Source organism: Massilia phyllostachyos (assembly GCF_021044825.1).
Lineage (GTDB): Bacteria > Pseudomonadota > Gammaproteobacteria > Burkholderiales > Burkholderiaceae_D > Telluria > Telluria phyllostachyos.
In genome coordinates, this window is sequence record NZ_JAJNOC010000012.1 from 111,248 (window position 1) to 136,710 (window position 25,463).

Sequence of the window (25,463 nt, forward strand, 5' to 3'; positions counted from 1 at the left end):
CAGAACATGAACATCGTCATCTTCACCGCCCATCTCGATTTCAATGTCCGGTGGAATATCGTCTCGCTGGCCGACCAATACCCAGACTGCCGGTTCTCGGTGCTGGTCCATGCGCCGCGCAAGGGTGCGTCCACCCTGCTGCGCAACCAGTGGAAGAACCTGCGCCGCCACGGCTGGCGCTGGATTCCCTACCAGGGTGCGGAAATCGTGGGACTGGCGGCCGGCCGTTTCGCATCGCGTCCACAGCAAAGTCCTGACCGTCCCGGCCAGGCCTTCACCCTGGAAGCGCTGCAGCAGCATCCGCGCATCGCCATCAAGCGGGTCGCGGCCATTAACGGGCCGGAAGCCTGCGCCTGGGCCGCCGAGCGCCAGCCCGACCTCGGCATCGCGCTCGGCGCACCAATCCTGAAACCGGCCCTGTTCGCGCTGCCGCGCATGGGCACCATCAACCTGCACAAGGGCCGCCTGCCGCATTACCGCGGCATGCCGCCCGGCTTCTGGGAACTGCACAACGGCGAAGACAGCGTGGGCGTCACGGTCCACCGCGTGGACGCCGGCCTCGACACCGGCGACATCCTGCTTGAGGCGAGCGTGCCGGTGGACCGCTTCTCGACCCTGCGCGGCCTGAAGACCAAACTCGATCGCGTCGGCGTGGAACTGGTGTGCGAGGCGGTCGGCCGCCTGCGCGACGGCAGCGCCGCTTTCAAGCCGCAGCCGCAAGGCGGCAGCACCAATACCCGCCCGCCGCTGGCGCTGGAAGCTCGCCTGGCGCGCCGGCTGGCCGCACGCGACCCGTCGCGCGGCAGCCTGCCCAAGGTCGCCGCCAAGCAGCTGATGTTCATGGCCTATGCGCGCGCCTGGATGCCGCTGGTGAACTGGCTGCACGGCCGCGCCAACCAGCAGCGCGTCATCATCCTGCTGTACCACCGCGTGAGCGACCAGTTCCGCGACAACGTCACGATCGGCATCGAGCGCTTTGACGAACACATGGCCTATGTCGCCAAGCATTTCGTGACCGTGTCGTTGAAGGAGATCGTGGAAGGGAGGATTCCGCGCAATACCAGCAAACCCGTGATCGCCGTGTCCTTCGACGACGGCTACCTGGACAACTACGAGAACGCCGCGCCGGTCCTTCTCAAGCACGGTGTGCCGTGCACCTTCTTCGTGAGCACCGAGAAGGTGCGCGACAACCAGCCTTTTGATCACGACATGCGCGCCCTCGGTTTCGGCCTGGACAACATGAGCTGGGAGCAGATTCGCCGCATGCGCGACTGGGGCCTGCATTTCGGCAGCCACACGCGCAACCACGTGAACCTGGCGGAAATCGGCGACGAACTCGCGCTGGAGGAGTTGCAGGGATCGCTCAACGACATCCGCCGCGAGCTGGGCCAGGAGCAGGTCTTCATCGCCTACCCATATGGCCGCAAGCACCACATCACGGCGGCGCGCATCGACATGATGAAGCAGCTCGGCTACGCGGCCTGCTTCTCGGCCTACGGCGGCCTGAACGGCTCGGACCTGGACCTGTTCAACATCCGGCGCATCGGCGTGAACTGGGCCTTCGACCTGACGACCCTGCAGGCGCGCCTGCGCGGCTGGGACAAGACCCGATGAAGCAGCCGCCCCTAATCGTCCACCTGACCTATGTCCTCGATTTCGGCGGACTGGAGACCTTGCTGGTCGAGCAGATCAACCGCATGCCGGCCGACCGCTATCGCCACGCGATCGTTTGCCTGACCCGCTATTCCGACTTCGCCAAGCGGATCACGCGTCCCGGCGTCGAGGTCATCGCCCTGAACAAGCCACCCGGGCTGGCGCCGGAGATCCACCTGCAGCTGTTCCGCCTGCTGCGCCGCCTGCGGCCGGCCATCCTGCATACCTACAACCTGACCGCGATCGAATACCAGCTGACGGCGCTGCTGGCCGGGGTACCGGTGCGAGTGCACGCCGAGCACGGGCGCGATGCCGGCGACCCCGACGGCAGCAACCGCAAGCACAACCTGCTGCGCCGCCTGCTGGTGCCGGCGATCGACTGCTTCGTCCCGGTCTCGGCCGACCTGCGCAACTGGCTCGCCAACACGGTCGGCGTGCCCGAGGCCAAGAACAAACTGATCCACAACGGCGTCGACACCGATGCCTACCGTCCCGACCCGACCGCAGCAAGGCCGGACGGCTGGCCCGACTGGCGCGACTGCTTCGTGATCGGCACCGTCGGCCGGATCCAGGACGTCAAGGACCATGCCTCCCTGATCGACGCATTTGCCCAGCTGCGCCGGCTGCTGCCGGACGCCGCTCCGCGCCTGCGCCTGGCGATCGTCGGCGAAGGACCGCTGCGCAGCCGCCTGCAGCGCAAGGTGAGCGAGGCGGGCCTGGACGACGTCGTCCTGCTGCCCGGTGCACGCCACGACATCGCCGCCGTCATGCGCTGCTTCGACGTGTTCGCCCTCAGCTCGATCGCCGAGGGAACGCCGGTGACCATGCTGGAGGCGATGGCGAGCGGCCTGCCGGTGGTATCGACCGCCGTCGGCGGCATTCCCGACCTGGTGCAGGAAGGCCGCACCGGCCTGCTCGTGCCTGCGCGCGACCCGGCGGCGCTGGCCGCGGCTCTCGCACACTACGCATCGCAGCTGCAATTGGCACGGCAGCACGGCGCCCAAGCGCGCCTGCACGTCGACCAGCATCACGGCATGAACGCCATGGTGTCGGGCTACCTGGCGCTCTACGACCGCCTCTCGATGACCAAGACAACCCCTGATAAAGCAATCGAACCATGTGCGGAATAGTTGGAATTTTTGATTTGCAGGGCGGCCGCCAGATCGACCGCAACCTCCTGCATCGGATGAACGAGAGCCAGTTCCACCGCGGGCCGGTGGAGGGCGACCTGCACCTGGAGCCGGGACTGGCTTTTGGCCACCGGCGCCTGTCGATCATCGCGCTCGAGGCCGGGCTGCAGCCCTTATTTAACGAGGACCACACCCTTGCCCTGGTGTTCAACGGCGAGATCTACAATTTCCGCGAACTGCGCGCCGAGCTGCAGGGCCTGGGCCACGTGTTCCGTACCCCGTCCGACAGCGAAACCATTGTCCACGCCTACGAGCAATGGGGCGAAGACTGCGTGAACCACCTGCGCGGCATGTTCGCGTTCGCGATCTGGGACCGCCCGAACCAGACCCTGTTCCTGGCGCGCGACCGGCTCGGCATCAAGCCGATGCACTACGCGCTGCTGCCGGATGGGATGTTCGCCTTTGGCTCGGAACTCAAGTCGCTGCTGACGCTCCCCAACCTGGCCCGCGAGATCGACCCGCTGGCCGTCGAGGAATACTTCGCCTACGGCTACGTGCCGGAACCGCGCACCATCTTCACCGGCGCGAAGAAGCTGCTGCCGGGCCATACCCTGACCCTGCGCGTCGGCAAGCCGGTGCCGGCCTCGAAGCAGTACTGGGACGTGCCCTTCACCGCACACGCCGCCATGAGCGAACGCGAGATGGAAGCGCAGCTGGTCGAGCGCCTGCGCGAAGCGGTGAGCAGCCACCTGATTTCCGACGTGCCGCTGGGCGCCTTTCTGTCGGGCGGCGTCGATTCGAGCGCGGTGGTGGCGATGATGGCGGGCGTGAGCGAGGGGCCAGTGAATACCTGCTCGATCGCCTTCAACGACCCGGCCTTCGACGAATCGGATTATGCGCGCCAGGTCGCCGAGCGCTACGGGACCACGCACCAGTGCGAGACCGTGGACAAGGACGACTACGGCCTGGTCGACACCCTCGCCGCGCTGTACGACGAGCCCTACGCCGACAGCTCGGCGATCCCGACCTATCGCGTCTGCCAGCTGGCCAGGAAGCGCGTCACCGTGGCCCTGTCGGGCGACGGCGGCGACGAGAACTTCGCCGGCTACCGCCGCCACCGCATGGCGATGGGCGAGAACCGGGTGCGCTCGCTGCTGCCGCTGGCGCTGCGCAAACCCGTGTTCGGCGTGCTGGGCGCCGTGTATCCGAAGGCCGACTGGGCGCCGCGCATGTTCCGCGCCAAGACCACCTTCGAAGCGCTGGCGCGTGACCTCACGGAAGGCTACTTCCACGGCGTGTCCAATACCAACGACCGCCTGCGCAGCCAGCTGTTCTCGGCCTCGTTCAAGACCCGCCTGCAGGGCTACCGCGCTGTCGAAGTGATGCGCGGCTACGCGGCAAATGCGCCGACCGACGATCCGCTGTCGCTGGTCCAGTACCTCGACATGAAGACCTACCTGCCGGGCGACATCCTGACCAAGGTCGACCGCGCCAGCATGGCCCATGCCCTCGAAGTGCGGGTGCCCCTGCTGGACCACCAGTTCGTCGAATGGGTGTCCGGCCTGCCGTCCAACAGCAAGCTGCGCAACGGCGAGGGCAAGCACGTGTTCAAGAAGGCGCTGCAGCCTTTCCTGGGCGACGACATCCTGTACCGCAAGAAGCAGGGCTTCTCGATCCCGCTGGCGGCCTGGCTGCGCGGCCCGCTGGCGGACACGATGCGGCGCGCGGTGCTCAATCCGGTCCTGCTCGACACCGGCATCTTCAACCCGGATTTCCTCAAGCAGATGGTGGACGAACACCAGTCCGGCGCCAAGGACCATGGCATGACCCTGTGGTCGGTGCTGATGTTCGACGCCTTCCTGCGCACCAACGGCGCCTCCGGCGCCGCGGCGCAGGCCAGCGCGGCGCCCGTGCTGGCCACCGCATGACGTCCACCTGAACACGACAAGCAAGCAACAAGCAATACGCAACCGGAACCACAAGAACATGCGCGTCCTTCACGTCCTCGACCACTCGATCCCCCTGCACAGCGGCTACACTTTCCGCACCCGCTCGATCCTGCGCGAACAGCGCGCGCTCGGCTGGGAGACCTTCCACGTCACCGGATCCAAGCAGCACTCGGGCGACGCGCTCGAAGAAACCGTGGACGGCCTGCACTTCTACCGCACGCCGGCTTCGAAGAGCGCGCTGGCGAAACTGCCGGTGCTGAACCAGAAGGAAGTCATCGACGGCCTTACCAAGCGCCTGCTTGATATCATCCCGATGGTGAAGCCGGACGTGCTGCACGCCCACTCGCCCAGCCTGAACGCGGTCGCGGCCCTGCGCGCCGGCAAGCGCTTCGGCATCCCGGTGGTCTACGAGGTGCGCGCCTTCTGGGAAGACGCGGCGGTCGACCACGGCACCAGCAGCGAGAACGGCCTGCGCTACCGCGCCACCCGCGCGCTGGAAACCTGGGCGCTCAAGCGCGCCGATGCCGTCACCACCATCTGCGAAGGGCTTCGCCGCGACATCGTCGCGCGCGGCATCCCGGCCGACAAGGTCACCGTGATCCCGAACGCCGTCGACATCGACAAGTTCTCGGTGGGCGGCAGCGCCGACCAGGAGCTGAAGACCAAGCTCGGCCTGCAGGGCTCGCGCCTGATCGGCTTCATCGGCTCCTTCTACGCATACGAGGGCCTGGACATCCTGCTGCGCGCGGTGCCGCAATTGGCGCAAGAGCTGCCCGACCTGCGCGTGCTGCTGGTCGGCGGCGGCCCGCAGGACGCCCAGCTGCGCCAGCTGGCCAAGGACCTGAACATCCTCGACAAGGTCGTGTTCACCGGCCGCGTGCCGCACGACCAGGTGCAGACCTACTACGACCTGCTCGACGTGCTTGTCTATCCGCGCCTGTCGATGCGCCTGACCGACCTGGTCACCCCATTGAAACCGTTGGAAGCGATGGCCCAGGGCCGCATCCTGGCCGCGTCCGACGTCGGCGGCCACCTGGAACTGATCGCCGACGGCAAGACCGGCGTGCTGTTCAAGGCCGACGACCCAAGCTCGCTGGCCGACAAGGTCGGCGCCCTGCTGCGCGCCCAGGAGCGCTGGCCGGCGCTGCGCGCGGCAGGACGCGAATACGTCGAGACCGAACGCAACTGGCCGGTGAGCGTGGCCCGCTACAAGAACATCTACGGCCGCCTGACCGGCCGCGTCACCGAATCGCAGGCGGCATGAAGATCCTGACGTTCAGCACCCTGTTCCCGAATACGGAAAAGCCGGGCCACGGGATCTTCGTGGAGACCCGCCTGCGCCACCTGGTCGCCAGCGGCCAGGTAGAGTCGCGCGTGGTCGCGCCGATCGGCTGGTTCCCCTCGAAGCATCCGCGCTTCGGCGACTATGCCAGGCTGGCCAAGGTGCCGAAAAGCGAGGTGCGCCACGGCCTGCAAGTGGAGCACCCGCGCTTCCCGGTGATCCCGAAAGTCGGCATGAACGTCGCGCCCTTCCTGCTGGCGCAAGCGGCGCGACCGCGAATCGCGCGCCTGCTGGACGAAGGCTATGACTTCGACCTGATCGACGCCCATTACTTTTATCCGGACGGCGTGGCCGCCGCCATGCTGGCGCGCTGGTTCAACAAGCCGTTGGTGATCACCGCGCGTGGCTCCGACATCACGTTGCTGCCCCAGTACGCGCTGCCGCGCCGTATGATCACCTGGGCGGCGAAGCGCGCCGACGCCGTCATCACCGTCTGCAACGCCCTGCGCGAGGAAGTCATCGCCCTGGGCGTGCCGGGCGAGCGCGTGACCTCGCTGCGCAACGGCGTCGACCTGCAGCTGTTCCGCCCCGGCGAGCGCACCCCGAATACCTCGTTCACCCTGCTCACCGTCGGCCACCTGGTGCCGGTCAAGGCCCAGGAACTGATCATCGCCGCCCTGCCCCTGCTGCCGGATGCGCGCCTGGTGGTGGCCGGCGACGGACCGAACCGCGGCATGCTGGAAAGCCTGGCGCGCGAACTGAAGGTGGAAACGCGGGTCCAGTTCCTCGGCGCCGTGCCGCAGGCCCAGCTGCGCGAGCACTACAACAATGCCGACGCCCTGGTACTGGCCTCCTCGCGCGAAGGCTGGGCCAACGTCCTGCTCGAATCGATGGCCTGCGGCACCCCGGTGGTCGCCAGCCGCGTCTACGGCACGCCCGAAGTGGTGGCGGCGCCGGAAGCGGGCGTCCTGATGCGCGAACGCAGTCCGCAGGGCGTGGCCGACGCCGTCGATGCGCTGCGCAAAAACTACCCTGAACGCGCCGCGACGCGCCGCTATGCCGAAGGCTTCAGCTGGGACGACACCAGCGCCGGCCAACTGCGCCTGTTCGGCGAAGTGCTGGCGCGCCGCGCGGCCCATCCGGACGCGCAGGGCGTCGTCGTGGGCAGCGAACGATAAAGGAATTCAAGGATGGAATCGATCATTTGGGCACTGGACCTGGTCGCGGTCGCCTACCTGTGCCTGTGGGCGCTGCGCGCCGACAAGGCCGAGTCTGGAAACGAGAAGGGCAAGCCGACCGAAGCGCGGCAGGAAGCGAACAATGCGTGACCTGGTCCTGCTGGCCGTGCTGCCGGTGCTGCTATACGCCATGCTGCAGCGGCCTTTCATCGCCCTGGCCATGTGGCCATGGACAGCGCTGTTCTTTCCCAATGGCTGGGTGTACGGTATCGCGGGCAGCATCCGCTACAACCTGCTATTCGCGGGCATCACGATCTTTACTTACCTGATCCAGAAGAACAAACCGAAGGTGCACTTCGGCGCAGTCGGCGTCATGGTGCTGCTGTTCTTCGTCTGGACCACCGTCAGCACCACGATGGCGATGAGCCGTCCCGATATCGCGTGGGAGATCTGGAGCCGCTTCGCCAAGGTCATCGCGCTGTTTGTGTTCATCGTCCTGATCGTCGAGAAGAAGCTGCACGTCGACGCCATCCTGTGGGGCGTAGTCCTGTCGGTCGGCTTCTACGGCAACCTCGAAGCGCTGAAGTTCATCGCCAGCGGCGGCGGCCACATGATCGCAGGCATGGATGGCCACGTGCTGGGCGACCGCAATGAACTGGCAGTCGCCTTCGTCATGACGCTGCCCATCTGCGTCTACCTGCTGGGCGAGTACGGCAAGCGCTCGCGGGTGATCAGCCTGGGCCTAATCGGCACCATGTGCCTGCTGGTGACGGCCGTGATCGGCACCCAGTCCCGCGGCGGATTCATCGCCGTGCTGGCGCTGGGCGGCTACCTATTCCTCAAGAGCGACCGCAAGATCCTGCTCGGCCTGCTGGCCGTGGCGCTGGCCATCGGCCTGTCGCACATCGTCTCGTCCGAATGGACCTCTCGCATCAACACCATCAACGACGCCGGCGAGGATGCCTCCTTCATGGGCCGGGTGGTGGCATGGAAGCTCAGTTTCATCATGGCCTCGCAGAACCCCTTCTTCGGCGGCGGCTTCAAGTCGCTCGAATACCTGCCGAACTGGCTGGAGCTGTCGAAGGACTTCTTCTCCTATTCCTGGTTCTATACCGGCGACTCGCTGCCGCCGACGCAGTTCGCGCGCGCCGCCCACAGCGTGTACTTCCAGGTGTTGGGCGAACACGGTTTCTTCGGGCTCGGTATCTACCTGTTCTGCCTGGCCGGCGCCTACCGCAAGGCGGGCAAGGTCGCCAGGGCCGCCCGCCTGCGCGGCGGGCCGGCCTGGCTGCGCTCGCTGGCATCGATGCTGCAGCTCAGCATCTTCGCCTTCGCCCTCGGCGGCGCCGCGCTCAGTTTCGCCTATTTCGACCTGATCTTCACGCTGTTCGGACTGACGATCGTGCTGGAAGCGCGCATCATGCCCGCCGTGCTCGGTGCGGCGGCGCCGGCGGCGCCGGTGCCCAAGCTGGCAGGAGTCCCCGTATGAGGCAGACCAGGCAGGTATCGCCGTTGACGCGCGGCACGATCCGGATGCTGGGGACGCTGCTGGCCACCGGCCCGGCGGCCAATCGCTGCTGCATCATCAACTATCACCGGGTGCTGCCGGTGCACCATCCCCTGCTCGCTTCCGAGCCGGACGTCGTCACCTTCGAGTGGCAGATGGAAGTGCTGGCGCGCTGCTTCCACGTGCTGCCCCTGCGCGAAGCCGTTGCGCGCCTGGAGGCCGGCAAGCGCCTGCCGCCGCGCGCGGTGTGCATCACCTTCGACGACGGCTACCGCTCGATCCACGACCTGGCGCTGCCGGTGCTGCGCCGCTTCGGCCTGCCCGCCACCGTGTTCGTCACCAGCGGCCATGTCGACAAGGGCAATATGTGGAACGACCGCATCATCGAAGCGGTCCGGATGCTGCCCGACGGTCCGCTCGACCTGCGCGACCTCGGCCTGGGCGCGTATTCGCTGCGCAGCCTGGACGACCGCATGGCCGCCATCGGCGTCCTCACGGAACGCTCCAAGTACCTGCCGCCGCCGGAGCGCAGCAGCGTGATCGAGCGGCTGTCGACCCTGGCCGGCGACACCATGACCCCGGAGCTAATGCTGACCCGCGACATGTTGCTGAACCTCGACCGCCACGGCATCGAGATCGGCGCCCATACCGTGACGCACCCCATCCTCACCAGCCTCGACGATAGCGCCGCGCGCAGCGAAATCGTGGCCGGCAAACAGCAGCTGGAAGCCATCCTCGGCAAACCGGTGCGCCTGTTTGCCTATCCGAACGGGAAGGTCGGGATGGACTTCGACCAGCGCCACGTCGCGATGGTGCGCGAGGCCGGCTTCGACGCCGCCTTCACCACCGCCGTCGGCGCGATCACGCCGGAACAGGACCGGTTCCAGCTGCCGCGCAGCCGTCCCTGGGACCGCAATCCGTTGATGTTCGGCCTGCGCCTGCTGCGCTGGCTGGTCCAGGGAGGTCCTGATGCCGGCTGATACCGCAATCAAGCGCAACCTCGGCATCGCCTTCGTCACCCAGTACACCGACCTGTTCATCCAGTTTGTCGGCGTCATGATCCTGGCGCGCATCATCACTTCGGAGGAAATCGGCATCTATTCGGTGGCAGCCTTCCTGATGGCGCTGCTGCATGTGTTCCGCGATTTCGGCGTGACCAAATACCTGATCCAGGAGCCGGAGCTGACCCCGGAAAAGATCCGCTCGGCGCTTGGCGCGGCGATCCTGCTGGCCTGGGCCGTGGCGCTGGTGCTGTTCTCGCTGCGCCATCCGGTGGCGCGCTTCTACGACGAGCCGCGCCTGGCCGACATCATGGCCGTGATGTCGATCAGCTTCGCCGTCACGCCGTTCGGATCGGTGGTGAACGCGATCTACCGGCGCGACATGGCGATGCGCAAGGTGGCAACGGTACAGATCGGCAGCGGCCTGTTCGCGACCATCGTCTCGACCATCCTCGCCCTGAACGGCTTCGGCGCGATGACGCTGGCCTGGTCGAACCTGGCCGGCATCTCCATGTACGGTGTGATCGCGGCCCTGCTGCGCGGCCCCGGGATTCCTTTGCTGCCGCGTTTCCGCGACCTGCGCGACATCCTACGCTTCGGCAGCATCGCCAGCCTGGGCAGCCTGGCCAACGTTGCCGGCAACAACAGCCACGACGTCATTATCGGCAAGATGCTCAGCCTGGAAGCGACCGGTTACTTCAGCCGGGGCAACGGCTTCGTCCAGATCTTCAAGAACCTGATCAGCGGCGCGGTCGGCCCCCTGGTGCTGCCCTATTTCTCGGCTCTGCGCCACCAGTCCAGCGACATGGTCCAGCCTTACCGCGCCGCGATCATCTACATCACCGGCGTTGCCTGGCCTTTCTTCGGCGCCCTGGCAGTGCTGGCGCTGCCGATCGTGCGCACCTTCTATGGCCCCAACTGGGACACCTCGGTGCCCCTGGTGCAGATCCTGTGCGCCGCCGGCGCGCTGTCGATGCTGACCATGTTCGCGGGCGACGTCATGATTGCCAACGGCCATGTGAAAGCGGTGACCAAGCTCCAGCTTCTGACCCAGCCGGTCCGGGTCGCCGCGATCCTCGCCGCCAGCACGTTCGGCCTGGCGCAGGTCGCGGCGGCTACCGTGCTGGCGGAAGCCGCCGCCTTTGCCCTGCTATCGCCCCTGCTGCACCGCACGACCGGCATCACCGTCCGCCACGTGCTGGGCGCCACGCTGCGCAGCACCCTAGTGACCGGCTTCACGGTCGCCGGCCCGCTGCTGGTCATGCTGTTCGACAGCGGCTCGGGCTATCCGCTGGTCGACGCCATCCTGGGCGGCCTGGGCGCGCTGGCGGGCTGGCTGGCGGGCGTGTTCTGGTGCCGCCATCCGATCCGCGACCATCTGCTGCAGGCAAGGCTGTGGCTGAGCGCACGCATACTTTCCAGGAGCTGACCTTGCGTCCTTCCCGACCAGACTCCCAACCCACCATGTACATGCGGGACACCGAGTGAGCGAGCATCTTCCGATCGCATTCTGCGAAAACGGCGCCGGCTACGGCGGCGCGATCATTTCGCTCACCGCCATGCTGCCCCATCTCGACAGGCGCTATGCGCCGGTCCTTCTAAGCGGGCTGGGCACGGAACCCTACCGCCAACTGGCGCGCTTCGGGCGCTGGCGCCAGCTGGCGCCGCGCGCACTGGTCGACCACAGCGCGCTGCGCCGCCGCGGCGTGCCGTTCGCGTCGATGATCGACAATCTGTTCAACGTGCTGCCCAGCGCCCTGCGCTACTACCGCATCTTCCGCGCTGAACGGGTGCGCCTGGTCTACCTGAACAACGACGCCAGCTGCAACTTCGCGGCCGCCTTCGGCGCGCGCCTGGCCGGCCTGCCGCTGGTGCTGCATGCGCGCGGCTTCCACGGCGACACCAGCGTCAACCGGCTGGTGCTGAAATGGCTGGACCATTGCATCCCCGTGTCGAACGCCGTGAAGGAAGAATTGCTGCGCCTCGGGGTACCGGGACACAAATGCACCGTGGTGCCGGAGGGCCTGGACCTGCACCAGTTCTCCCCGCGCCAGCCGTCTTCCGTCCTGCGCGCCGAACTAGGCCTGCTGCCCGACGCCCCGGTGATCACCCTGGTCGGCGGCCTGATCGACTGGAAAGGGCAGGACATCCTGCTGCAGGCCGCGCCCCGGCTGTTCGCGCGCTACCCGCGTGCGCGCATCCTGCTGGTCGGGGCGGCCTACGGGCGTGACGACCTGTTCGCCCGCGACATCGCGCGCCAGGTTGCGGCGCCCGCCATGGCGGGCCGCGTGATGCTGCTGGGCGGACGCAGCGACGTGGCGGATATCCTGGCCCTCAGTTCGGTGGTGGTGCATGCGTCGACCAGGCCGGAGCCGTTCGGCCGCACCTTCCTCGAGGGCATGGCGGTCGGCCGCCCGGTCATCGCATCGGCCGAGGGCGGACCGCTGGACGTCATCACGCACGAGCACGACGGCCTCCTGATCCCGCCGCGCGATCCCGCCCTGCTGGCCGGCGCCATCCTGCGCATCCTCGACCAGCCGGAGTGGGCCGGCCGCATGGCGCGACAGGCGGCGCACACCGCCCGGCACTATTCGATCGAAGCGCATACCGGCGCTGTCGCGGACATCCTGCGCCGCCTCGTCACATGAAGCGGAACGCCTGGAAACAATATGAAACATTGTTTTCGTGGCAACTATATTGTAACAAAGCGATAATACAATGTTGCCGACTTCGTGAGCTGAACGCGCCATCCTGGTGGATATCAGCGCTGGAAACAAATTATGAATAAACGTGTTCTCCTGATCGCCTTTCATTTTCCACCGCAGGCCGCCAGCAGCGGCATCCAGCGCACCCTGAGTTTTTCACGATACCTGGGCGGTTTCGCGTGGGAGCCGCTGGTGCTGTCGGCCCACCCGCGCGCCTACAGCCAGCAGAATCCCTCGCAGCTGGCCAGCATTCCCGAGGACATTGTGGTGCGCCGCGCATTCGCTCTCGACGCCAAGCACCACCTGGGCTACAAGGGCCGCTATCTGGCGCTCACGGCCCTGCCAGACCGCTGGACCAGCTGGGCGCTGGGCGCGATTCCGGCCGGGCTGTCGCTGATCCGCCGCTACAAGCCGGAGGTGATCTGGTCGACCTTCCCGATCTCGACGGCGCACCTGATTGGGCTAGTCCTGCACCGGATCACCGGCTTGCCCTGGGTCGCCGATTTCCGCGATCCGATGATGCAGCCGTCCTACCCCGTCATTCCCATGCAGCGCCGCATGTACCGCTGGATCGAGCGGCAGGCGGTGATGCGCTGCACCACCGCCGTATTCACCACCCATGGCGCCATGGAAGATTACCGACGCCGCTTTCCCGATGTTTCGCCGGCCAAGTTCCGCGTGATCGAGAACGGCTACGATGAGGACATCTTCGACGCCCAGCCCGCGGCGCCGGCCGGCGCCGGTGACGCTTCGCGGCGCCTGACCCTGCTGCACAGCGGGGTGCTGTACCAGGACGGACGCGATCCTGCGCCCTTCCTGCAGGCACTGGCGCACCTGAAGGAAGCTGGCAAGGCGACGCCGGACACGCTGCGCGTGGTGCTGCGTGCTCCCGGAGACCTGGACGGCACGCGCGCCTGCGTCGCGGCCGCCGGCGTAGCGGACCTGGTCGAAGTCGCAGCGCCGGTCACCTATCGCGAGGCGGTCAGCGAAATGCTGGCGGCCGACGGCCTGATGGTGTTCCAGGGCACGCCGTTCAATGCCCAGATCCCGGCCAAGCTCTACGAATACTTTCGCGCGCGCAAACCGATCATCGGCCTGCTCGACCCGGCCGGCGAAACCGCGCGCGTGCTCGGCAAGGCAGGCTGCAACGACATCGCGCACATCGATTCGCCCGACGCCATCGCGGCCGCTCTGGAACGCTTTCTGACATGCATCGCCAAAGGCAGAGCCAAGGTCGCCAGCGAAGAGGTGATCCGCTCGGCGTCGCGCCGCAACCGCGCGCGCGAACTTGCCCTGGTGCTGGATGCCGCCGCACAAGGGGCACGGCAGGCATGAGCTCGAAGACCAGCGTCGTCTCCGGCATCAAGTGGACCTCGGCGTCGACCATGGGCCGGCGCTTGCTCGGCCTGGCGGCCAACATCGTGTTCGCGCGCCTGCTGGCCCCCGCCGATTTCGGGCTGGTGGCGATGGCCGGCGTCATGCTCGGCTTCGTGGACATCTTCAAGGACCTCGGCACCGGCGCAGCGCTGGTGCGCGAGAAGGAGCCGCGTCCCGGACTGCTCTCGAGCGTCTTCTGGCTGAACTGCGGCTTCGGCCTGGCAATGACCCTGGTCATGCTGGCGCTGTCGCCGCTGGTCGCTGCCTTTTACCAGGAACCCAGGGTGCAGCCGGTGATCGCGGTGATGGCGCTGTCCTTCTTCCTGTCCTCGCTGTCGATCGTGCACACCTCGGTCCTGACCCGCGAGATGGCGTTCGAACGCCTGGCCAAGGTCGAGCTGGCGGCTTCGGTGCTGTCCTACGCCATCGGCATCGGCGCAGCCCTGCTGGGACATGGCGTGTGGAGCCTGGTCTACCAGGTCGTTGCCAACGCGGCGCTCGGCACCCTGTTCACCTGGTTTGCCAGCCCCTGGCGCCCGCGACTGATGTTCGCCTGGAGCGAGATCCGCGGCATCACCGGCTACAGCCTGAACCTGGCCGGCTACAACATCTTCTACTACTTCGCCCAGAACCTCGACAACCTGCTGATCGGCCGCTTCCTCGGCACCGAGGCGCTCGGCCTGTACGACCTGGCATACAAGCTGATGACCTTCCCCATGCAGGCCATTTCGGCCGTCTTCGGGCGGGTCATGATGCCCTACTATGCGCGCGCCCAGGACGACCTGCCGCGCTTCCGCCAGGCCTTCCTGCGGGTGGGCGGCGCCATCGCCTTCGTGACCTTCCCGATGATGTTCGGCCTGCTGGCCCTGCGCGAGCACTTCGTGTTCGCCGTGTTCGGCGCGGCCTGGGCGCCCGTCATTCCGCTGCTGGCGATGTTCGCGCCGCTGGCCGCGATCCGCTCGGTGCTGACGACCACCGGCTCGATCTACATCGCCACCGGCCACACCGGCCTGCAGCTGCGCTGGGGCGTGCTGTCGAACCTGATCGTCTTCGCCGGGCTGGCGGCGGGCCTGAAATGGGGCATCGTGGGCGTCGCCGCCGGCTTCACGCTCACCTCGCTGCTGCTGCTGTACCCGAACCTGGCGATTCCCTTCCGCCTGATCGGCATGGAAGTGCCGGCCCTGGCGCGCGCACTCGCGCCGACCGTGGCCTGCACCGCCCTGATGTTCGCCCTGGTCGCCGGCGCCGACCTGCTGCTGGCCGGGCTGCGCCTGGACGGGCGCATCGGACACGGCGGCCTGCTGGCGCTGCTGACCGCTCTCGGGGCCGCCAGCTACCTGACGTGCACCTGGTTCCTGAACCGCGCCATGCTGAGCGAACTGCTTGCCATCGCCGGCATCCGCAGGCCGGCCAAGGCCGGCCTCACCTGACCTGTAACGACATCTCTTCAACGATACGACCATGACGATTTTTTGCGGCGCCTTTGCCTTGTACCCTGGAGTCGAGCTGCCTGCGGCGCTGCTCGACGGATTGCGCACCCATGTCTCGCGCTCCCCGGCGGATCGCCCGCTGCGGTTCGATGCCGGAAGCGCCTGCGTGGTCAGCGTCGACATCGGCGCCTTCGCCGGTAGCGGCGCGCTGGACCGGGGCGAAGCCGGCTTCGCAGTGGTGGCGGGCGAACCCATGCTGGGCGCGGATGGGGACGGCCACGAGCGCGGCGCGGACCTGGCGCGGATTTCCGCCAGCCTGCGCTCGGCCACCCCGCATGCGGCGCTGCGACAGGCCGCCGGCACCTTCTGCGGCGTGGACTACGACGCCGCCACCCGCACCATGACGGTGTTCGTCGACAAATGCGGGGTGCGTCCGGTGTACGTCTGGGCCGGACCGGAGTACGTCGTATTCGCCAGCGCGCTGCGCATTCTCGAAGCGCTGGCGGAGGTGCCGAAGGAATTCGACATGCGTGGCGTGACCGAGATCGCGGCGCTCGGCTATGCGCTGGGCGAGCGCACGCCGTTTCGCAACATCGCCATGCTGCGCGCAGGCGAAGCGCTGCGCCTGTCGGACGGCCGGGTGCAGCGCGAGCAGTACTGGCGCTGGGACGGGCCGCTCGACGGGATCGGCTACGAGGCGGCGGCGCGACGTGCCTACGACGCCTTCCTGACCGCGATCGTGCGGCGCCAGCGCGGCGAGCGCGTGGCTGCGGCCTTCCTCAGCGGCGGACTCGATTCGCGCGTCATCGTCGGCGGGCTGGCGGCGCTGGACTGCGACGTGCGCACCGTGAACTATGCGCCCGACGGCAGCCAGGACCAGGTCTTCGCCAGGCTGGTCGCCGAGCAGCTGGGCCTGACGCACACCCAGATCGAGACCAATGCGGACAACGTCGGTCAGGGCTACCGGAAGGACGCCGTCAATGCCTGGATCCGCCAGACCTACCCGGAACTGACGGCGGCCGGCAAGGCGCCGGTGCTGTGGTCCGGCGACGGCGGCAGCGTCGGGCTGGGCTACGTCTACATGACTCCCGAAATCGTGGCCGCCATGGAGCGCGGCGCGACTAGCGAGGCGATCACGCTGTTCACCCGCGGTGTGCCGCAGCGGATCTTCCGCCGCTCGGTGGTCGGCAGCATCGCCAACCTCACCCACCAGGGCGTGGCCGAGGAACTGGCGGCCCTCGAAGGACCCGACCAGGGCCGGCGCTTCCAGCTGTTCCTGATGCTGAACGACCAGCGCCGCCACTTGGCGCAGCACTTCGAGGACATCGACCTCGAACGCATCGAATTCCACCTGCCCTTCTTCGACGCCGACTTCCTCGACAGCGTGCTGCGCCTGCCGAACGCGTGGCTGATGGGGCACCGCTTCTACATGGACTGGATGGCGCATTTCCCGAACGCGCTGACCTCGATTCCGTGGCAGGCCTATCCGGGCCACATCCCGTGCACCCTGCCGAGCCCTCCTGGCCTGAAATACCAGTGGGACGTCTACTACGACAAGAAGATGTATGCGCAGATGCGGCGCAGCCATGCACGCAGCGGCTACAGCATGCTGTCCTCGGCGCGCTTCCCCGGCCAGCTGATCAGCCGCGGCACGCTGCGCCTGGCCAGCCTGCTGACCGGCGCCGGCGTGCGCGACTACAGCTATCTGATCAAGACCGCCGGCGTCTACCACCGCTACTGGTCGCGCACCCAGGAGTCGGCGCACGACGGCCAGGCCGCCTAGGGCCGCGGGCGAGTAGCCGGCGTCAGCGGATGCCGCGCACGATCGACAGCACGTCGCACAGGGAGCCCCAGCGCGGCAGGGGGCGCAGCAGCGGCAGCACGCTATCCACGGCCGCGCGGCGCCGGCCCTGGCGCAAGTGCATATAGGCCATGTTCAGGCGCGCCTGCCGCAGTTTCTCGCGCATCCCTGCGCGCACCCCGGGCGAGGCGCCGGCCAGTTCTCCCAGCAGCTCTTCGAACAGGCTGACGCTGGCGCGCTGGGCGCCGGCCACGTCCTTGCGGATGGCGCTGGCAGGATAGAGATAGTAGTCGGCCAGCGATTGCGTGACCACGCCGGCGCGGCGGCTGGCGGCGCACAGGCGCACCATCAGGTGTACGTCTTCGCCAATCTTTTTCCCGAGCGGGAAGCCGCCGAGCCGCTCGAACGTGTGGCGCGGCAGCGACAAGGTGCGGATCTCGACGAAGCCATGTCCGATCAGCGGCCCGAAATCGTCCTCCCCGAGCACGATCTCGGCTTGTCCCCGGTGGCGTTCGAGCAGCGCACGCCCGAATGGCGTGGCATCGATCGAGCGGTGCAGGAAGCTGCCGTCGGGCGCGCGGAAATCCTGGTCGCTGAGCAGGAAGTCGAGGTCCGGATCGCGCCGGATCCAGTCGGCATGCGCAGCCAGCCGTTCCGGCGCGAAGGTATCGTCCGCATCGAGGAAGGCCAGCCAGTCGCCGCTGGCATGGCGCACGCCGGCATTGCGCGCTGCCGACACGCCCGCATTCGGCTGGTACAGGTAGACGATCCGGTCGCCATAGGACGCCGCGACGGCGCGCGAATCGTCGACCGAACCGTCGTCGACCACGATGATCTCGTGCGCCGGCCAGGTCTGGGACAGCGCCGAATCCAGTGCGCGCGCCAGGGTGCCTGCATTGTTGTAGTTGGGAATAATGACCGAGAATTTGGGGGCGGACGCGTGCATGGCGAAGGAATAATAGGGTGCGATGTAGGATCAATCTTACACTAATGTACACAAAATTGATCCTGCAAAGCTAACCAATATTCGCTGCCGGTGCATTCAGGCCGCTGTCCTGACCGCCGGGGCCGGCGCCGCCTTCCTTCCCCAGTGGAGATTCAGATAGGTCCTGGCCGGAGATTCGACCAGGTAATACGAAGCGATGCCGGCGCCGATGCCCAGCGCCAGTCCGGCGACGTGGGAGAGCTCACCCCGGTGCGCCAGGAAATAAAAGGGTTGTTGCCAGATATAGATGGAAAACGACCACAGGCCGAGTTTCCTCAGCACGGGATGCGCCAGCATCCGCAACAGCGCCGGCGGGGCCGCTGCCAGCAGGTTGATGAGCACGCCGAACAGTGCGACGCCGCCCAGGACGCGGATGCCGGCGGGTACGCTCCACCAGTGCAGCGCGAGCCCGGCGCCGGCGAGCGCCGGATAGACCAGCACGTGCACGCGCGGCAGACCGACACGGCGCAGCAGCAGGTAGAGGCCGGCCGAAAAGAAGATGCCGAAGGCAGCCACCTCGGTCTGCGCAAGACGCAGGTTCAGTGCGCGGCCGGTGTAGAGGCATGTGTAGACGGCCGCGATGCAGCAGCACAGGAAGGCGGCTCCCAGCACCGGCACGATACCGCTACTGGCGCGCATCCTGGTCCAGGCAACCAGCAGGGTCAGCAGGATATAACTGTGCTCTTCGACGGACAGCGACCAGATGTGCCCGAAGGGCATCATGGTCTCTTCCGCAGAGGCGAGGAAATAGTTTTTGGTGAAGGTGAGCGCGGTCGCGACCTCGCTCCAGTCAATCGGCCGGCCGCTCGCGGCGTAGGCGAGCAGCACCAGAGCGATGAACACCGCCAGGCCCGGCATGATGCGGGCGATGCGGCGGCGGTAGAAGACGGGCAGGGGCACCTGGTCGACGAATAGCAGCCGTGCCATCAGGAGCCCCGACAGGACGTAGAAGAAATTCACGCCGGCCGCACCGATCGCCAATCCGGGAATCGGTGCAAAGTGTCCTACCAACAACAGTACAATTGCCACGCCGCGCCATCCATCCAGGTATGGCAAATACTTTTCAGACATAATTAGAGTGTTCAGCGAAAACGACGCCGGTCTGGTCAGCCCGGCCGGCATCGGTGTGTCAGGCCGCGTTATCGTGCGCGGGCATTCCAACGCGTAACGTTATAATAAAGATATTAACACGGTATTTACGCCGTTCCCAGCAATTGCGGTCTCATCATGAGCACGATATGGCTCCCACCGTCAGCCTCGTCATACCTTCCTACAACCGCGCCGACCTGATCGCACAGACCATCGACAGCGCACTGGCGCAACGCGAGCCTTTCCACGAAATCATCGTGGTCGATGACGGTTCGACCGATCACACGGCAAGCGTGCTGGCGGGGTTCGGCGACAGGATCAAGGTCATGTACCTGTCCAACGGTGGGGTGCAGCATGCCCGCAACGCCGGCGCGGCCGAGGCCAGCGGGGACTACATCACATTGTGCGATTCCGACGACCTGCTGGCCCCGGACTTCACCCAAACGGTCATGGACTGGTTCCGCCGCCATCCGGACTACGAGGCCTTCTATAGCAACTTCGTCACCTTCAATGCGCTGGGCCAGGATCCCGACAAGTTTTCCGGCGCGCCGCCGGGCTTCTTCGACGGCGCGCAGTGCGAGGGCGACTACCTGTACGGCATTCCGGACCTGTATGCCCGGACCGTCGCCTACCAGCCGCTCTTCATGTCCGGCTGCGTGGTGAGCAAGACGCTCTACCAGCGTCTGGGCGGCTTCGACCGCCGCTTCAACCGGGTCGGCGGCGAAGACTGGGAATTCACCCTGCGCGTGCTGGAGAAGGGCAAGGTTGTGCTGTGCAAGCGGCCACTGGTCCGGATCCGCAGGCATGAAAGCAACGATTCCGCCGATTCGGTGCACATGGTGCGCGGCACCGCCCAGATCCTGGAACACGCGCTGCACCATCATCCGATCGCCGCGAACTACCGCGACATCATCGTCAAGGGCATCGAGGAGCGGCGCCTGGGCGTATTCCACGTGGCCTTCGGCCGCGGCGACTTCCCGGTCGCGCAGGAGATGCTGACGCTGGTCCGGCAGCGTCCCGCCGACCTCAAGTTCTGGATGAAGATGCTGATCACCAGGCTGCCCCCGCCGGTGCGCACGCCGCTCTGGAACGCCACCCAGGGCGGCGCCCGCTGACGCCGGCGCCGCGCTCGCGGCTCAGACCAGCACTTCGAGCGCCGCCGGATGGCTCAGGAAGCCGCCGGGGCTGGCGCTCAGGCCGTAGGCGCCCGACTGAAACACCACCACCAGGTCGCCGACCTCGGCCTGCGGCAGCTCCATGCGCTCGGCCAGCAGGTCGAGCGGCGTGCACAGGGGCCCGACCACCGACACCGCTTCGCGCCGGCCCGACTCCATGCGGTTGCCGATCGCGACCGGATAATTCTTGCGGATCACCTGGCCGAAGTTGCCCGACGCCGCCAGGTGGTGGTGCAGGCCGCCGTCGGTCACCAGGAACACCTGGCCACGCGAGACCTTGCGGTCGATGACGCGCGCCACGTAGACGCCGGCCTCGCCCACCAAATAACGCCCCAGCTCGATCGAGAACACCGCCTCGGGTAGCGCCGCCTCCATGCGCGGCAGCGCGGCCGCGAGCGCCGCGCCGATCGGCGCCAGCTCGAGCCGCGCCTCGCCGGGAAAGTATGGAATGCCGAAGCCGCCGCCGATGTTCAGCATCCGCACCGGGGACGGGCTGGCCTGGGCCAGGCGCAGCGCCAGTTCGAAGGTCTGGGCCTGCGCTTCCACGATCGCCGCGCTCCTGAGGCTCTGCGAGCCGCTGAAGATGTGAAAGCCCAGCACGTCGAGCCCGAGCGCGCCGCACAGCGCCAGCAGGCGCGGCGCATCCTCGGCGTCGATGCCGAACTGCTTGGCGCCGCCGCCCATGCGCATGCCGGAGCCCTTCAGCTCGAAATCGGGATTGATGCGCAGGACCAGCCGCGGCGCGATGCCCAGCTGTTCGCCCAGCCGCGCCAGCACGCGGATCTCGCGCTCGGATTCGGCGTGCACGCAGGCGCCGGCGGCGACCGCCTGCGCCAGCTCGGCTTCCGACTTGCCGGGGCCGGCGAAGCTGATCCGCTGCGGCGCCATGCCGGTATCGAGCGCGACCCGCAATTCGCCGCCGGAGGCGACGTCGAGTCCATCCACCAGACCGGCCAGGTGCTGCACCACGGCCGGCATCGGATTGGCCTTGACCGAATAGTGCAGCTCCAGCTGCGCCGGCAGGCTGGCGCGCAGCGCCTCCACGCGCCGGGTCAGCAGAGCGCGGTCGTAGGCATAGAAGGGAGTGGCGCCGACCCGCTGCGCCAGGCGGGTCAGGGCGATGCCGCCGACCTGCAGGCAGTTGTCCACCACCGGGAACTGGATCTGCGCCGCATGCACGGGTTTCGCGCCGGGCGCCGCAGGGTTGGGGTTTGGGCTGGAGGTGGGGGTATTCATGATCTCTTTCATTCAAACAGGCCGAGACAGGCTTGCCGCAGCAGCTTGCGGTCGAACTTGCCGTTCGGGTTGCGCGGCAGGGCTTCGCTGCGCAGTGCGATGTGGGCCGGCACCATCCAGGCCGGCAGCTGGCGCTGGCAGGCCTTGAGCAGCAGTTCCGGCGCCAGGCCCGCTTCGCGCGGCACCGCCAGCAGCACGATCGCCTGCCCCAGCGCCGGATGCGGCACGCCGAAGGCGACGGCTTCGTCCACCAGGCCGCTGGCATGCGCGACTTCCTCGATTTCGGCGGGACTGATACGGTAGCCGGAGACCTTGATCATGTCGTCGTCGCGGCCGATGAAATACAGGTAGCCGTCCGCGTCCATCCGGACGGTGTCGCCCGACCACACCGCCATCTCGGTCAGCGGCAGGGCCGGGTCCCGGCCGGGGACCGGGCGGAAGCGTTCGGCGGTCTTGGCCGGGTCGTTCCAGTAGCCGAGCGAGACCAGCGCCCCGCGGTGCACCAGTTCGCCCGGCTCGTCCGGCGCGCAGGGAGCGCCGTCGGGCCGCACCACCATGATCTCGGCGTTCGGTATCGCCCGTCCCATCGAATCGGGGCGGCGATCGAGCTCGGACGGCGGCAGATAGGTCGAGCGGAAGGCTTCGGTCAGGCCGTACATCAGGAACAGGCGGGCGGCGGGAAGCGCGGCGCGCAGCGTCCCGACGGTCGCCACCGGCATCGCCCCGCCCGAATTGGTCAGGTAGCGCAGGCTGCAGTCGCGCGGCCAGTCGAGCCGGGACAGCTGAATCCACAGGGGCGGCACCGCGGCCAGGCCGGTGATGCCCTCGTCCGCCACCGCCTTCACGATATCCTTCGCGAACAGGTGGTTCAGCAGGACCACACAGGCGCCTGCCAGGAAGGCGGTGGTCAGCTGGCTCAGGCCGTAGTCGAAGCTCAGCGGCAGCACCGACAGGATGCGGTCCTGCGCGCTGTTCTCCAGGTAGCTCGCGACGCTGCGCGCGCCGGCCGTCATGTTCCGGTGCGACAGCACCACGCCCTTCGGCTTGCCGGTGCTGCCGGAGGTGTACAGGATGGCCGCCACGTCGGCGTCGATCGCGCGCCGCCGCGCCAGCGCGCCTGGCGCCGGCGCCTGCAGGGCGTCCTCCCAGGAACGCAGCGGCGGCGCCCACGTCCCCGCGCCGGCCAGGTAGACGGTATGCAGGTCGGGCAGGGTGGCGGCCAGGTCGCCGAGCTGGGCCAGCCGCTCCGGCGAGGTGAGCAACACCCTGACATTGCAGTCGGCCAGGATGTGGCCGACCTGGGCCGCCTTCAGCTGCGGATTGACCGGCACGAAGACCGCACCGATGGCGGCGGCGCCGAACATCGCGGCCACGTTCTCGACGCGTTTTTCCAGGTAGATCGCGACCCGCTCGCCGCGCCCCACGCCGGCCGCCAGCAGCGCCCCGGCGGCGCGCTCGACCTCGGCCGCCAGGCCGGCGTAGTCGAGGCGCAGGGCGCCGTGCACCAGCGCCTCGGCGTCGGGGGTGCGGCGCGCGGAATCGAAGAGGCCATCGTGGATCAGGTCGGACATAGCGTGAACTCGGTAAGAAGGCAGGCGCCTTGCTGCGCGCAGGGCGCAATCTTATCAGTTTGCGGACCCGGCTTGCTGGCCCGAAGCGCATGCGCCGCGCGTGGTGCAATCCGCGCTGCTGCGTTTATACTCGCTGGATGCTGCCGGCTTCCCCACCCCTTCGCCCACATGTCCCGATTGCCCCGGTGCTGTCGTCCGCCTCGTTCCGGCGCGGCGGCGCGCCCGCGCTGCGCTCGGTGCTGGACGCCGGCGCCACCCGCCTGGTGACCAGCGGCCGGGTGGCGATCGCCCTGGCCCTGCGCGAGATGGGTGTCGGTCCCGGCGACCGGGTGCTGGTGCCGGCCTGGCACAGCCCCTCGATGATCCCGCCGGTGCTGTGGCGCGGCGCCACGCCGGTGTTCTACCGGGTCGGCCCGGACGGCGCCGCCGATCTCGCGGACATCGCCGCCAAGGCCGGCGGCGCACGCGTGCTGATGGTCACCCATTACTTCGGCTTTCACCAGGACCTGGACGCGCTGCGCACCTTGTGCGATGCGCACGGCCTGGCACTGCTGGAAGATTGCGCCCACGCCTTCTTCGGCGAATATCGCGGCCGCCCGCTCGGCGCCCATGGCGACTACGCCATCGCCAGCAGCATGAAGTTCTTTCCGGTCTACGAAGGCGGCGTGCTGGTGTCGGCGCACGCCTCGCTCGCTCCGGTGGCGCTGCGCTCGGCCGGCGCCGGCTTCGAAGCCAAGGTGGCCCTGAATTCGCTGGAACGCGGCTTCGCCTACGGACGCCTGCCGGCCGTGCACGCCGCGCTGTGGCTGCCGATGCGGCTCAAGGGCGCCGTCTGGGCGCTGCTGAAATCGCGGCGCCCGGCGGGCGCCCCGGCGCCGGCGCTGGCGCCCGATTCCTCGGACAGCAGTTTCAACTTCGATCCGCGCTGGCTCGACAAGCGCTCCTCGCTGTTCGCACGCGCCATGCTGCGGCTGGTGTCGCGGCGCAGGATCGCCGCGCTGCGGCGCGCCCATTACCTGCGCCTGGACGAGGCGCTGCGCGGGCTGCCGGGACTGCGTCCGCTGTTCGGCAGCCTGCCGGACGGCGTCTGCCCCTGGGTATACCCGCTGGTCGCCGCGGATCCCGATGGCCTGGCCGCGCGCCTGGACGCGGCCGGCGTGCCGGTGGTTCGCTTCGGCCGCCCCCTGTGGCAAGGGGTGGACGCCGCCACCTGCGCCAACGCGGCGATGCTCTCGCACAGCGTGCTGTCCCTGCCCTGCCACCAGGAGCTGCGTCCCGCGGAGCTGGACTGGCTGGTGGCGGCGGTGCGCAAGGCGGCGGCATGAACTGGCATACCGTCCCCGCCGCCCATTTTTCCGAGCATGCCGCCCATGCCGAGTCATGGCGCCGGCTGCACGCCGGCTGCGGCGCGCCGGTCCTGCTGTCCTACGAATTCGTGGCGCCGCTGGTCGAACGGATGGGCGCCGGCGGCGAACTGCTGGCCTGGTGCGAGCGCGCCGGCGAGGTCGTGGCGATGGCTCTGGTGGCGCCTGCCGGCCGCGCCTCCTGGAGCACCTTCCAGCCGCCCCAGGCCCCGCTCGGCCTGTGGCTGCAACGGCCGGACCTGCAGCTCGCGCCCCTGCTGGCCGGACTGCTGCGCGCCTTGCCGGGCTTCCCGCTGGTGTTCGCCCTGACCCAGATGGACCCGGCGCTGGCGCCGCGCCCGGACCACGGCGCCTCGCTCGACACCCTCGACTACATCGACACCGCGCGCGTCACCCTGGCCGGCCCCTTTGACGCTTACTGGCAGGCGCGCGGCAAGAACCTGCGCGCCAATCTCAAGAAACAGCGCGCCCGGCTGGCGCGCGACGGCATCGCGCCGCGCCTCGAGATCAGCCGCGCGCCGCAGGACATGGCGCGCGCGGTCGAGGACTACGGCCGGCTCGAACAGGCCGGCTGGAAGGCCGGCGAAGGCACGGCGGTGCACCCGTCGAATGCGCAGGGCCGCTACTACCGCGCCATGCTCGAACTGCTGGCGGCGCGTGGCTGCGCCAGCGTTTTCCGCTATTATTTCGGCGACCGCCTGGTCGCGATGGACCTGTGCGTGGAGGACGCGGACAGCATCGTGGTGCTGAAGACCAGCTACGACGAGGGCGCCGCGGACGGACTGTCGCCGGCGCTGCTGATGCGCGAGGAAGCCAGCCGTTTCCTGTTCGACGGGGCGCGCCTGGCGCGCATCGAGTTCTACGGCCGGGTGATGGACTGGCACCTGCGCTGGACGGACGAGGTGCGCACTATGTACCATGTTAATTATTATCGTTGGCCAGGCCTGCGCCGGCTGCGCGCGCTGCTCGCATCGCGCCCGCTGTCCGCATCCGCTCCCGTCCCGAGCAGCGCCAAGACATCCTGATCCCA

Annotated in this window: 20 protein-coding genes; 16 read left to right on the top strand and 4 right to left on the bottom strand. The window is 68.0% G+C overall.

Annotated elements, in window-relative coordinates:
• Positions 1-6 precede the first annotated feature (6 nt).
• The 13 genes from LQ564_RS24060 to LQ564_RS24120 all read left to right on the top strand — a co-directional run bounded on the left by LQ564_RS24060 (position 7) and on the right by LQ564_RS24120 (position 16,995).
• On the top strand, positions 7-1,614 hold the full coding sequence (locus LQ564_RS24060) for a polysaccharide deacetylase family protein (RefSeq protein WP_231060652.1): 1,608 nt from the start codon (positions 7-9) through the stop codon (positions 1,612-1,614).
• The gene (locus LQ564_RS24065) at positions 1,611-2,783 is read left to right on the top strand and encodes a TIGR03088 family PEP-CTERM/XrtA system glycosyltransferase (RefSeq protein WP_231060653.1); all 1,173 of its coding nucleotides are present in this window, start codon (positions 1,611-1,613) and stop codon (positions 2,781-2,783) included. The genes LQ564_RS24060 and LQ564_RS24065 overlap by 4 nt, the downstream gene beginning before the upstream one ends.
• Positions 2,771-4,711, top strand: coding sequence for an XrtA/PEP-CTERM system amidotransferase (locus tag LQ564_RS24070; RefSeq protein WP_231060654.1), 1,941 nt, complete (start codon positions 2,771-2,773; stop codon positions 4,709-4,711). The genes LQ564_RS24065 and LQ564_RS24070 overlap by 13 nt, the downstream gene beginning before the upstream one ends.
• A 58-nt stretch (positions 4,712-4,769) precedes the next feature.
• A complete protein-coding gene (locus LQ564_RS24075; RefSeq protein ID WP_231060655.1) occupies positions 4,770-5,996 on the top strand; it encodes a TIGR04063 family PEP-CTERM/XrtA system glycosyltransferase in 1,227 nt (408 codons plus the stop codon).
• Positions 5,993-7,192, top strand: coding sequence for a glycosyltransferase family 4 protein (locus tag LQ564_RS24080; RefSeq protein WP_231060656.1), 1,200 nt, complete (start codon positions 5,993-5,995; stop codon positions 7,190-7,192). The genes LQ564_RS24075 and LQ564_RS24080 overlap by 4 nt, the downstream gene beginning before the upstream one ends.
• Positions 7,193-7,204: 12 nt before the next feature.
• Positions 7,205-7,342: a hypothetical protein gene (locus LQ564_RS24085; protein ID WP_231060657.1), complete on the top strand. Its 138-nt coding sequence runs from the start codon at positions 7,205-7,207 to the stop codon at positions 7,340-7,342.
• Positions 7,335-8,681 carry a putative O-glycosylation ligase, exosortase A system-associated gene (locus LQ564_RS24090; RefSeq protein ID WP_231060658.1) on the top strand — a complete coding sequence of 449 codons (1,347 nt, stop codon included), beginning with the start codon at positions 7,335-7,337 and terminating at the stop codon, positions 8,679-8,681. Before LQ564_RS24085 ends, LQ564_RS24090 begins: the two co-directional genes overlap by 8 nt.
• A complete protein-coding gene (locus LQ564_RS24095) occupies positions 8,678-9,679 on the top strand; it encodes a polysaccharide deacetylase family protein (RefSeq protein WP_231060659.1) in 1,002 nt (333 codons plus the stop codon). The genes LQ564_RS24090 and LQ564_RS24095 overlap by 4 nt, the downstream gene beginning before the upstream one ends.
• A complete protein-coding gene (locus tag LQ564_RS24100; protein ID WP_231060660.1) occupies positions 9,669-11,129 on the top strand; it encodes a lipopolysaccharide biosynthesis protein in 1,461 nt (486 codons plus the stop codon). Before LQ564_RS24095 ends, LQ564_RS24100 begins: the two co-directional genes overlap by 11 nt.
• Before the next feature lie 55 nt (positions 11,130-11,184).
• The gene (locus tag LQ564_RS24105) at positions 11,185-12,348 is read left to right on the top strand and encodes a glycosyltransferase (protein ID WP_231060661.1); all 1,164 of its coding nucleotides are present in this window, start codon (positions 11,185-11,187) and stop codon (positions 12,346-12,348) included.
• Between the two features lie 132 nt (positions 12,349-12,480).
• Positions 12,481-13,740, top strand: coding sequence for a glycosyltransferase (locus tag LQ564_RS24110; protein ID WP_231060662.1), 1,260 nt, complete (start codon positions 12,481-12,483; stop codon positions 13,738-13,740).
• Complete coding sequence (locus LQ564_RS24115; protein ID WP_231060663.1) at positions 13,737-15,212, top strand: MOP flippase family protein; 1,476 nt, start codon at positions 13,737-13,739, stop codon at positions 15,210-15,212. Before LQ564_RS24110 ends, LQ564_RS24115 begins: the two co-directional genes overlap by 4 nt.
• 31 nt (positions 15,213-15,243) lie before the next feature.
• The gene (locus tag LQ564_RS24120; protein ID WP_231060664.1) at positions 15,244-16,995 is read left to right on the top strand and encodes an asparagine synthase-related protein; all 1,752 of its coding nucleotides are present in this window, start codon (positions 15,244-15,246) and stop codon (positions 16,993-16,995) included.
• 22 nt (positions 16,996-17,017) lie between these two features.
• Here LQ564_RS24120 and LQ564_RS24125 read toward each other — a convergent pair whose 3' ends face one another.
• The gene (locus LQ564_RS24125) at positions 17,018-17,959 is read right to left on the bottom strand and encodes a glycosyltransferase family 2 protein (RefSeq protein WP_231060665.1); all 942 of its coding nucleotides are present in this window, start codon (positions 17,957-17,959) and stop codon (positions 17,018-17,020) included.
• 96 nt (positions 17,960-18,055) lie between these two features.
• Positions 18,056-19,120, bottom strand: a complete 1,065-nt coding sequence (locus LQ564_RS24130; RefSeq protein WP_307730012.1) for an acyltransferase family protein — start codon at positions 19,118-19,120, stop codon at positions 18,056-18,058.
• 116 nt (positions 19,121-19,236) lie between these two features.
• Between LQ564_RS24130 and LQ564_RS24135 the strand changes: the two genes are divergently transcribed.
• Positions 19,237-20,202, top strand: a complete 966-nt coding sequence (locus tag LQ564_RS24135) for a glycosyltransferase family 2 protein (RefSeq protein WP_231060667.1) — start codon at positions 19,237-19,239, stop codon at positions 20,200-20,202.
• Positions 20,203-20,223: 21 nt separating this feature from the next.
• Here LQ564_RS24135 and LQ564_RS24140 read toward each other — a convergent pair whose 3' ends face one another.
• Complete coding sequence (locus LQ564_RS24140; protein WP_231060668.1) at positions 20,224-21,498, bottom strand: pyridoxal-dependent decarboxylase, exosortase A system-associated; 1,275 nt, start codon at positions 21,496-21,498, stop codon at positions 20,224-20,226.
• An 8-nt stretch (positions 21,499-21,506) separates the two neighbouring features.
• The gene (locus LQ564_RS24145) at positions 21,507-23,069 is read right to left on the bottom strand and encodes an acyl-CoA ligase (AMP-forming), exosortase A system-associated (protein ID WP_231060669.1); all 1,563 of its coding nucleotides are present in this window, start codon (positions 23,067-23,069) and stop codon (positions 21,507-21,509) included.
• A gap of 185 nt (positions 23,070-23,254) precedes the next feature.
• On the opposite strand from LQ564_RS24145, the gene LQ564_RS24150 reads away from it, so the two are divergent.
• Both LQ564_RS24150 and LQ564_RS24155 read left to right on the top strand, forming a co-directional pair.
• Positions 23,255-24,394 (top strand): aminotransferase class I/II-fold pyridoxal phosphate-dependent enzyme, encoded by a 1,140-nt coding sequence (locus LQ564_RS24150; RefSeq protein WP_231060670.1) that lies wholly within the window; start codon positions 23,255-23,257, stop codon positions 24,392-24,394.
• On the top strand, positions 24,391-25,458 hold the full coding sequence (locus LQ564_RS24155) for a GNAT family N-acetyltransferase (protein WP_231060671.1): 1,068 nt from the start codon (positions 24,391-24,393) through the stop codon (positions 25,456-25,458). Before LQ564_RS24150 ends, LQ564_RS24155 begins: the two co-directional genes overlap by 4 nt.
• Positions 25,459-25,463 lie beyond the last annotated feature (5 nt).

Excerpts from the sequence above, each read along its gene's own strand:
- LQ564_RS24060 (WP_231060652.1), top strand. The coding sequence starts at position 7 with ATGAACATCGTCATCTTCACCGCCCATCTCGATTTCAATGTCCGGTGG.
- LQ564_RS24070 (WP_231060654.1), top strand. The coding sequence starts at position 2,771 with ATGTGCGGAATAGTTGGAATTTTTGATTTGCAGGGCGGCCGCCAGATC.
- LQ564_RS24135 (WP_231060667.1), top strand. The coding sequence starts at position 19,237 with ATGGCTCCCACCGTCAGCCTCGTCATACCTTCCTACAACCGCGCCGAC.
- LQ564_RS24130 (WP_307730012.1), bottom strand. The coding sequence starts at position 19,120 with ATGCCGGCCGGGCTGACCAGACCGGCGTCGTTTTCGCTGAACACTCTA.
- LQ564_RS24065 (WP_231060653.1), top strand. The coding sequence starts at position 1,611 with ATGAAGCAGCCGCCCCTAATCGTCCACCTGACCTATGTCCTCGATTTC.
- LQ564_RS24125 (WP_231060665.1), bottom strand. The coding sequence starts at position 17,959 with ATGCACGCGTCCGCCCCCAAATTCTCGGTCATTATTCCCAACTACAAC.
- LQ564_RS24145 (WP_231060669.1), bottom strand. The coding sequence starts at position 23,069 with ATGTCCGACCTGATCCACGATGGCCTCTTCGATTCCGCGCGCCGCACC.
- LQ564_RS24100 (WP_231060660.1), top strand. The coding sequence starts at position 9,669 with ATGCCGGCTGATACCGCAATCAAGCGCAACCTCGGCATCGCCTTCGTC.
- LQ564_RS24140 (WP_231060668.1), bottom strand. The coding sequence starts at position 21,498 with ATGAATACCCCCACCTCCAGCCCAAACCCCAACCCTGCGGCGCCCGGC.
- LQ564_RS24095 (WP_231060659.1), top strand. The coding sequence starts at position 8,678 with ATGAGGCAGACCAGGCAGGTATCGCCGTTGACGCGCGGCACGATCCGG.
- LQ564_RS24075 (WP_231060655.1), top strand. The coding sequence starts at position 4,770 with ATGCGCGTCCTTCACGTCCTCGACCACTCGATCCCCCTGCACAGCGGC.
- LQ564_RS24080 (WP_231060656.1), top strand. The coding sequence starts at position 5,993 with ATGAAGATCCTGACGTTCAGCACCCTGTTCCCGAATACGGAAAAGCCG.
- LQ564_RS24110 (WP_231060662.1), top strand. The coding sequence starts at position 12,481 with ATGAATAAACGTGTTCTCCTGATCGCCTTTCATTTTCCACCGCAGGCC.
- LQ564_RS24120 (WP_231060664.1), top strand. The coding sequence starts at position 15,244 with ATGACGATTTTTTGCGGCGCCTTTGCCTTGTACCCTGGAGTCGAGCTG.
- LQ564_RS24115 (WP_231060663.1), top strand. The coding sequence starts at position 13,737 with ATGAGCTCGAAGACCAGCGTCGTCTCCGGCATCAAGTGGACCTCGGCG.
- LQ564_RS24090 (WP_231060658.1), top strand. The coding sequence starts at position 7,335 with ATGCGTGACCTGGTCCTGCTGGCCGTGCTGCCGGTGCTGCTATACGCC.
- LQ564_RS24155 (WP_231060671.1), top strand. The coding sequence starts at position 24,391 with ATGAACTGGCATACCGTCCCCGCCGCCCATTTTTCCGAGCATGCCGCC.
- LQ564_RS24085 (WP_231060657.1), top strand. The coding sequence starts at position 7,205 with ATGGAATCGATCATTTGGGCACTGGACCTGGTCGCGGTCGCCTACCTG.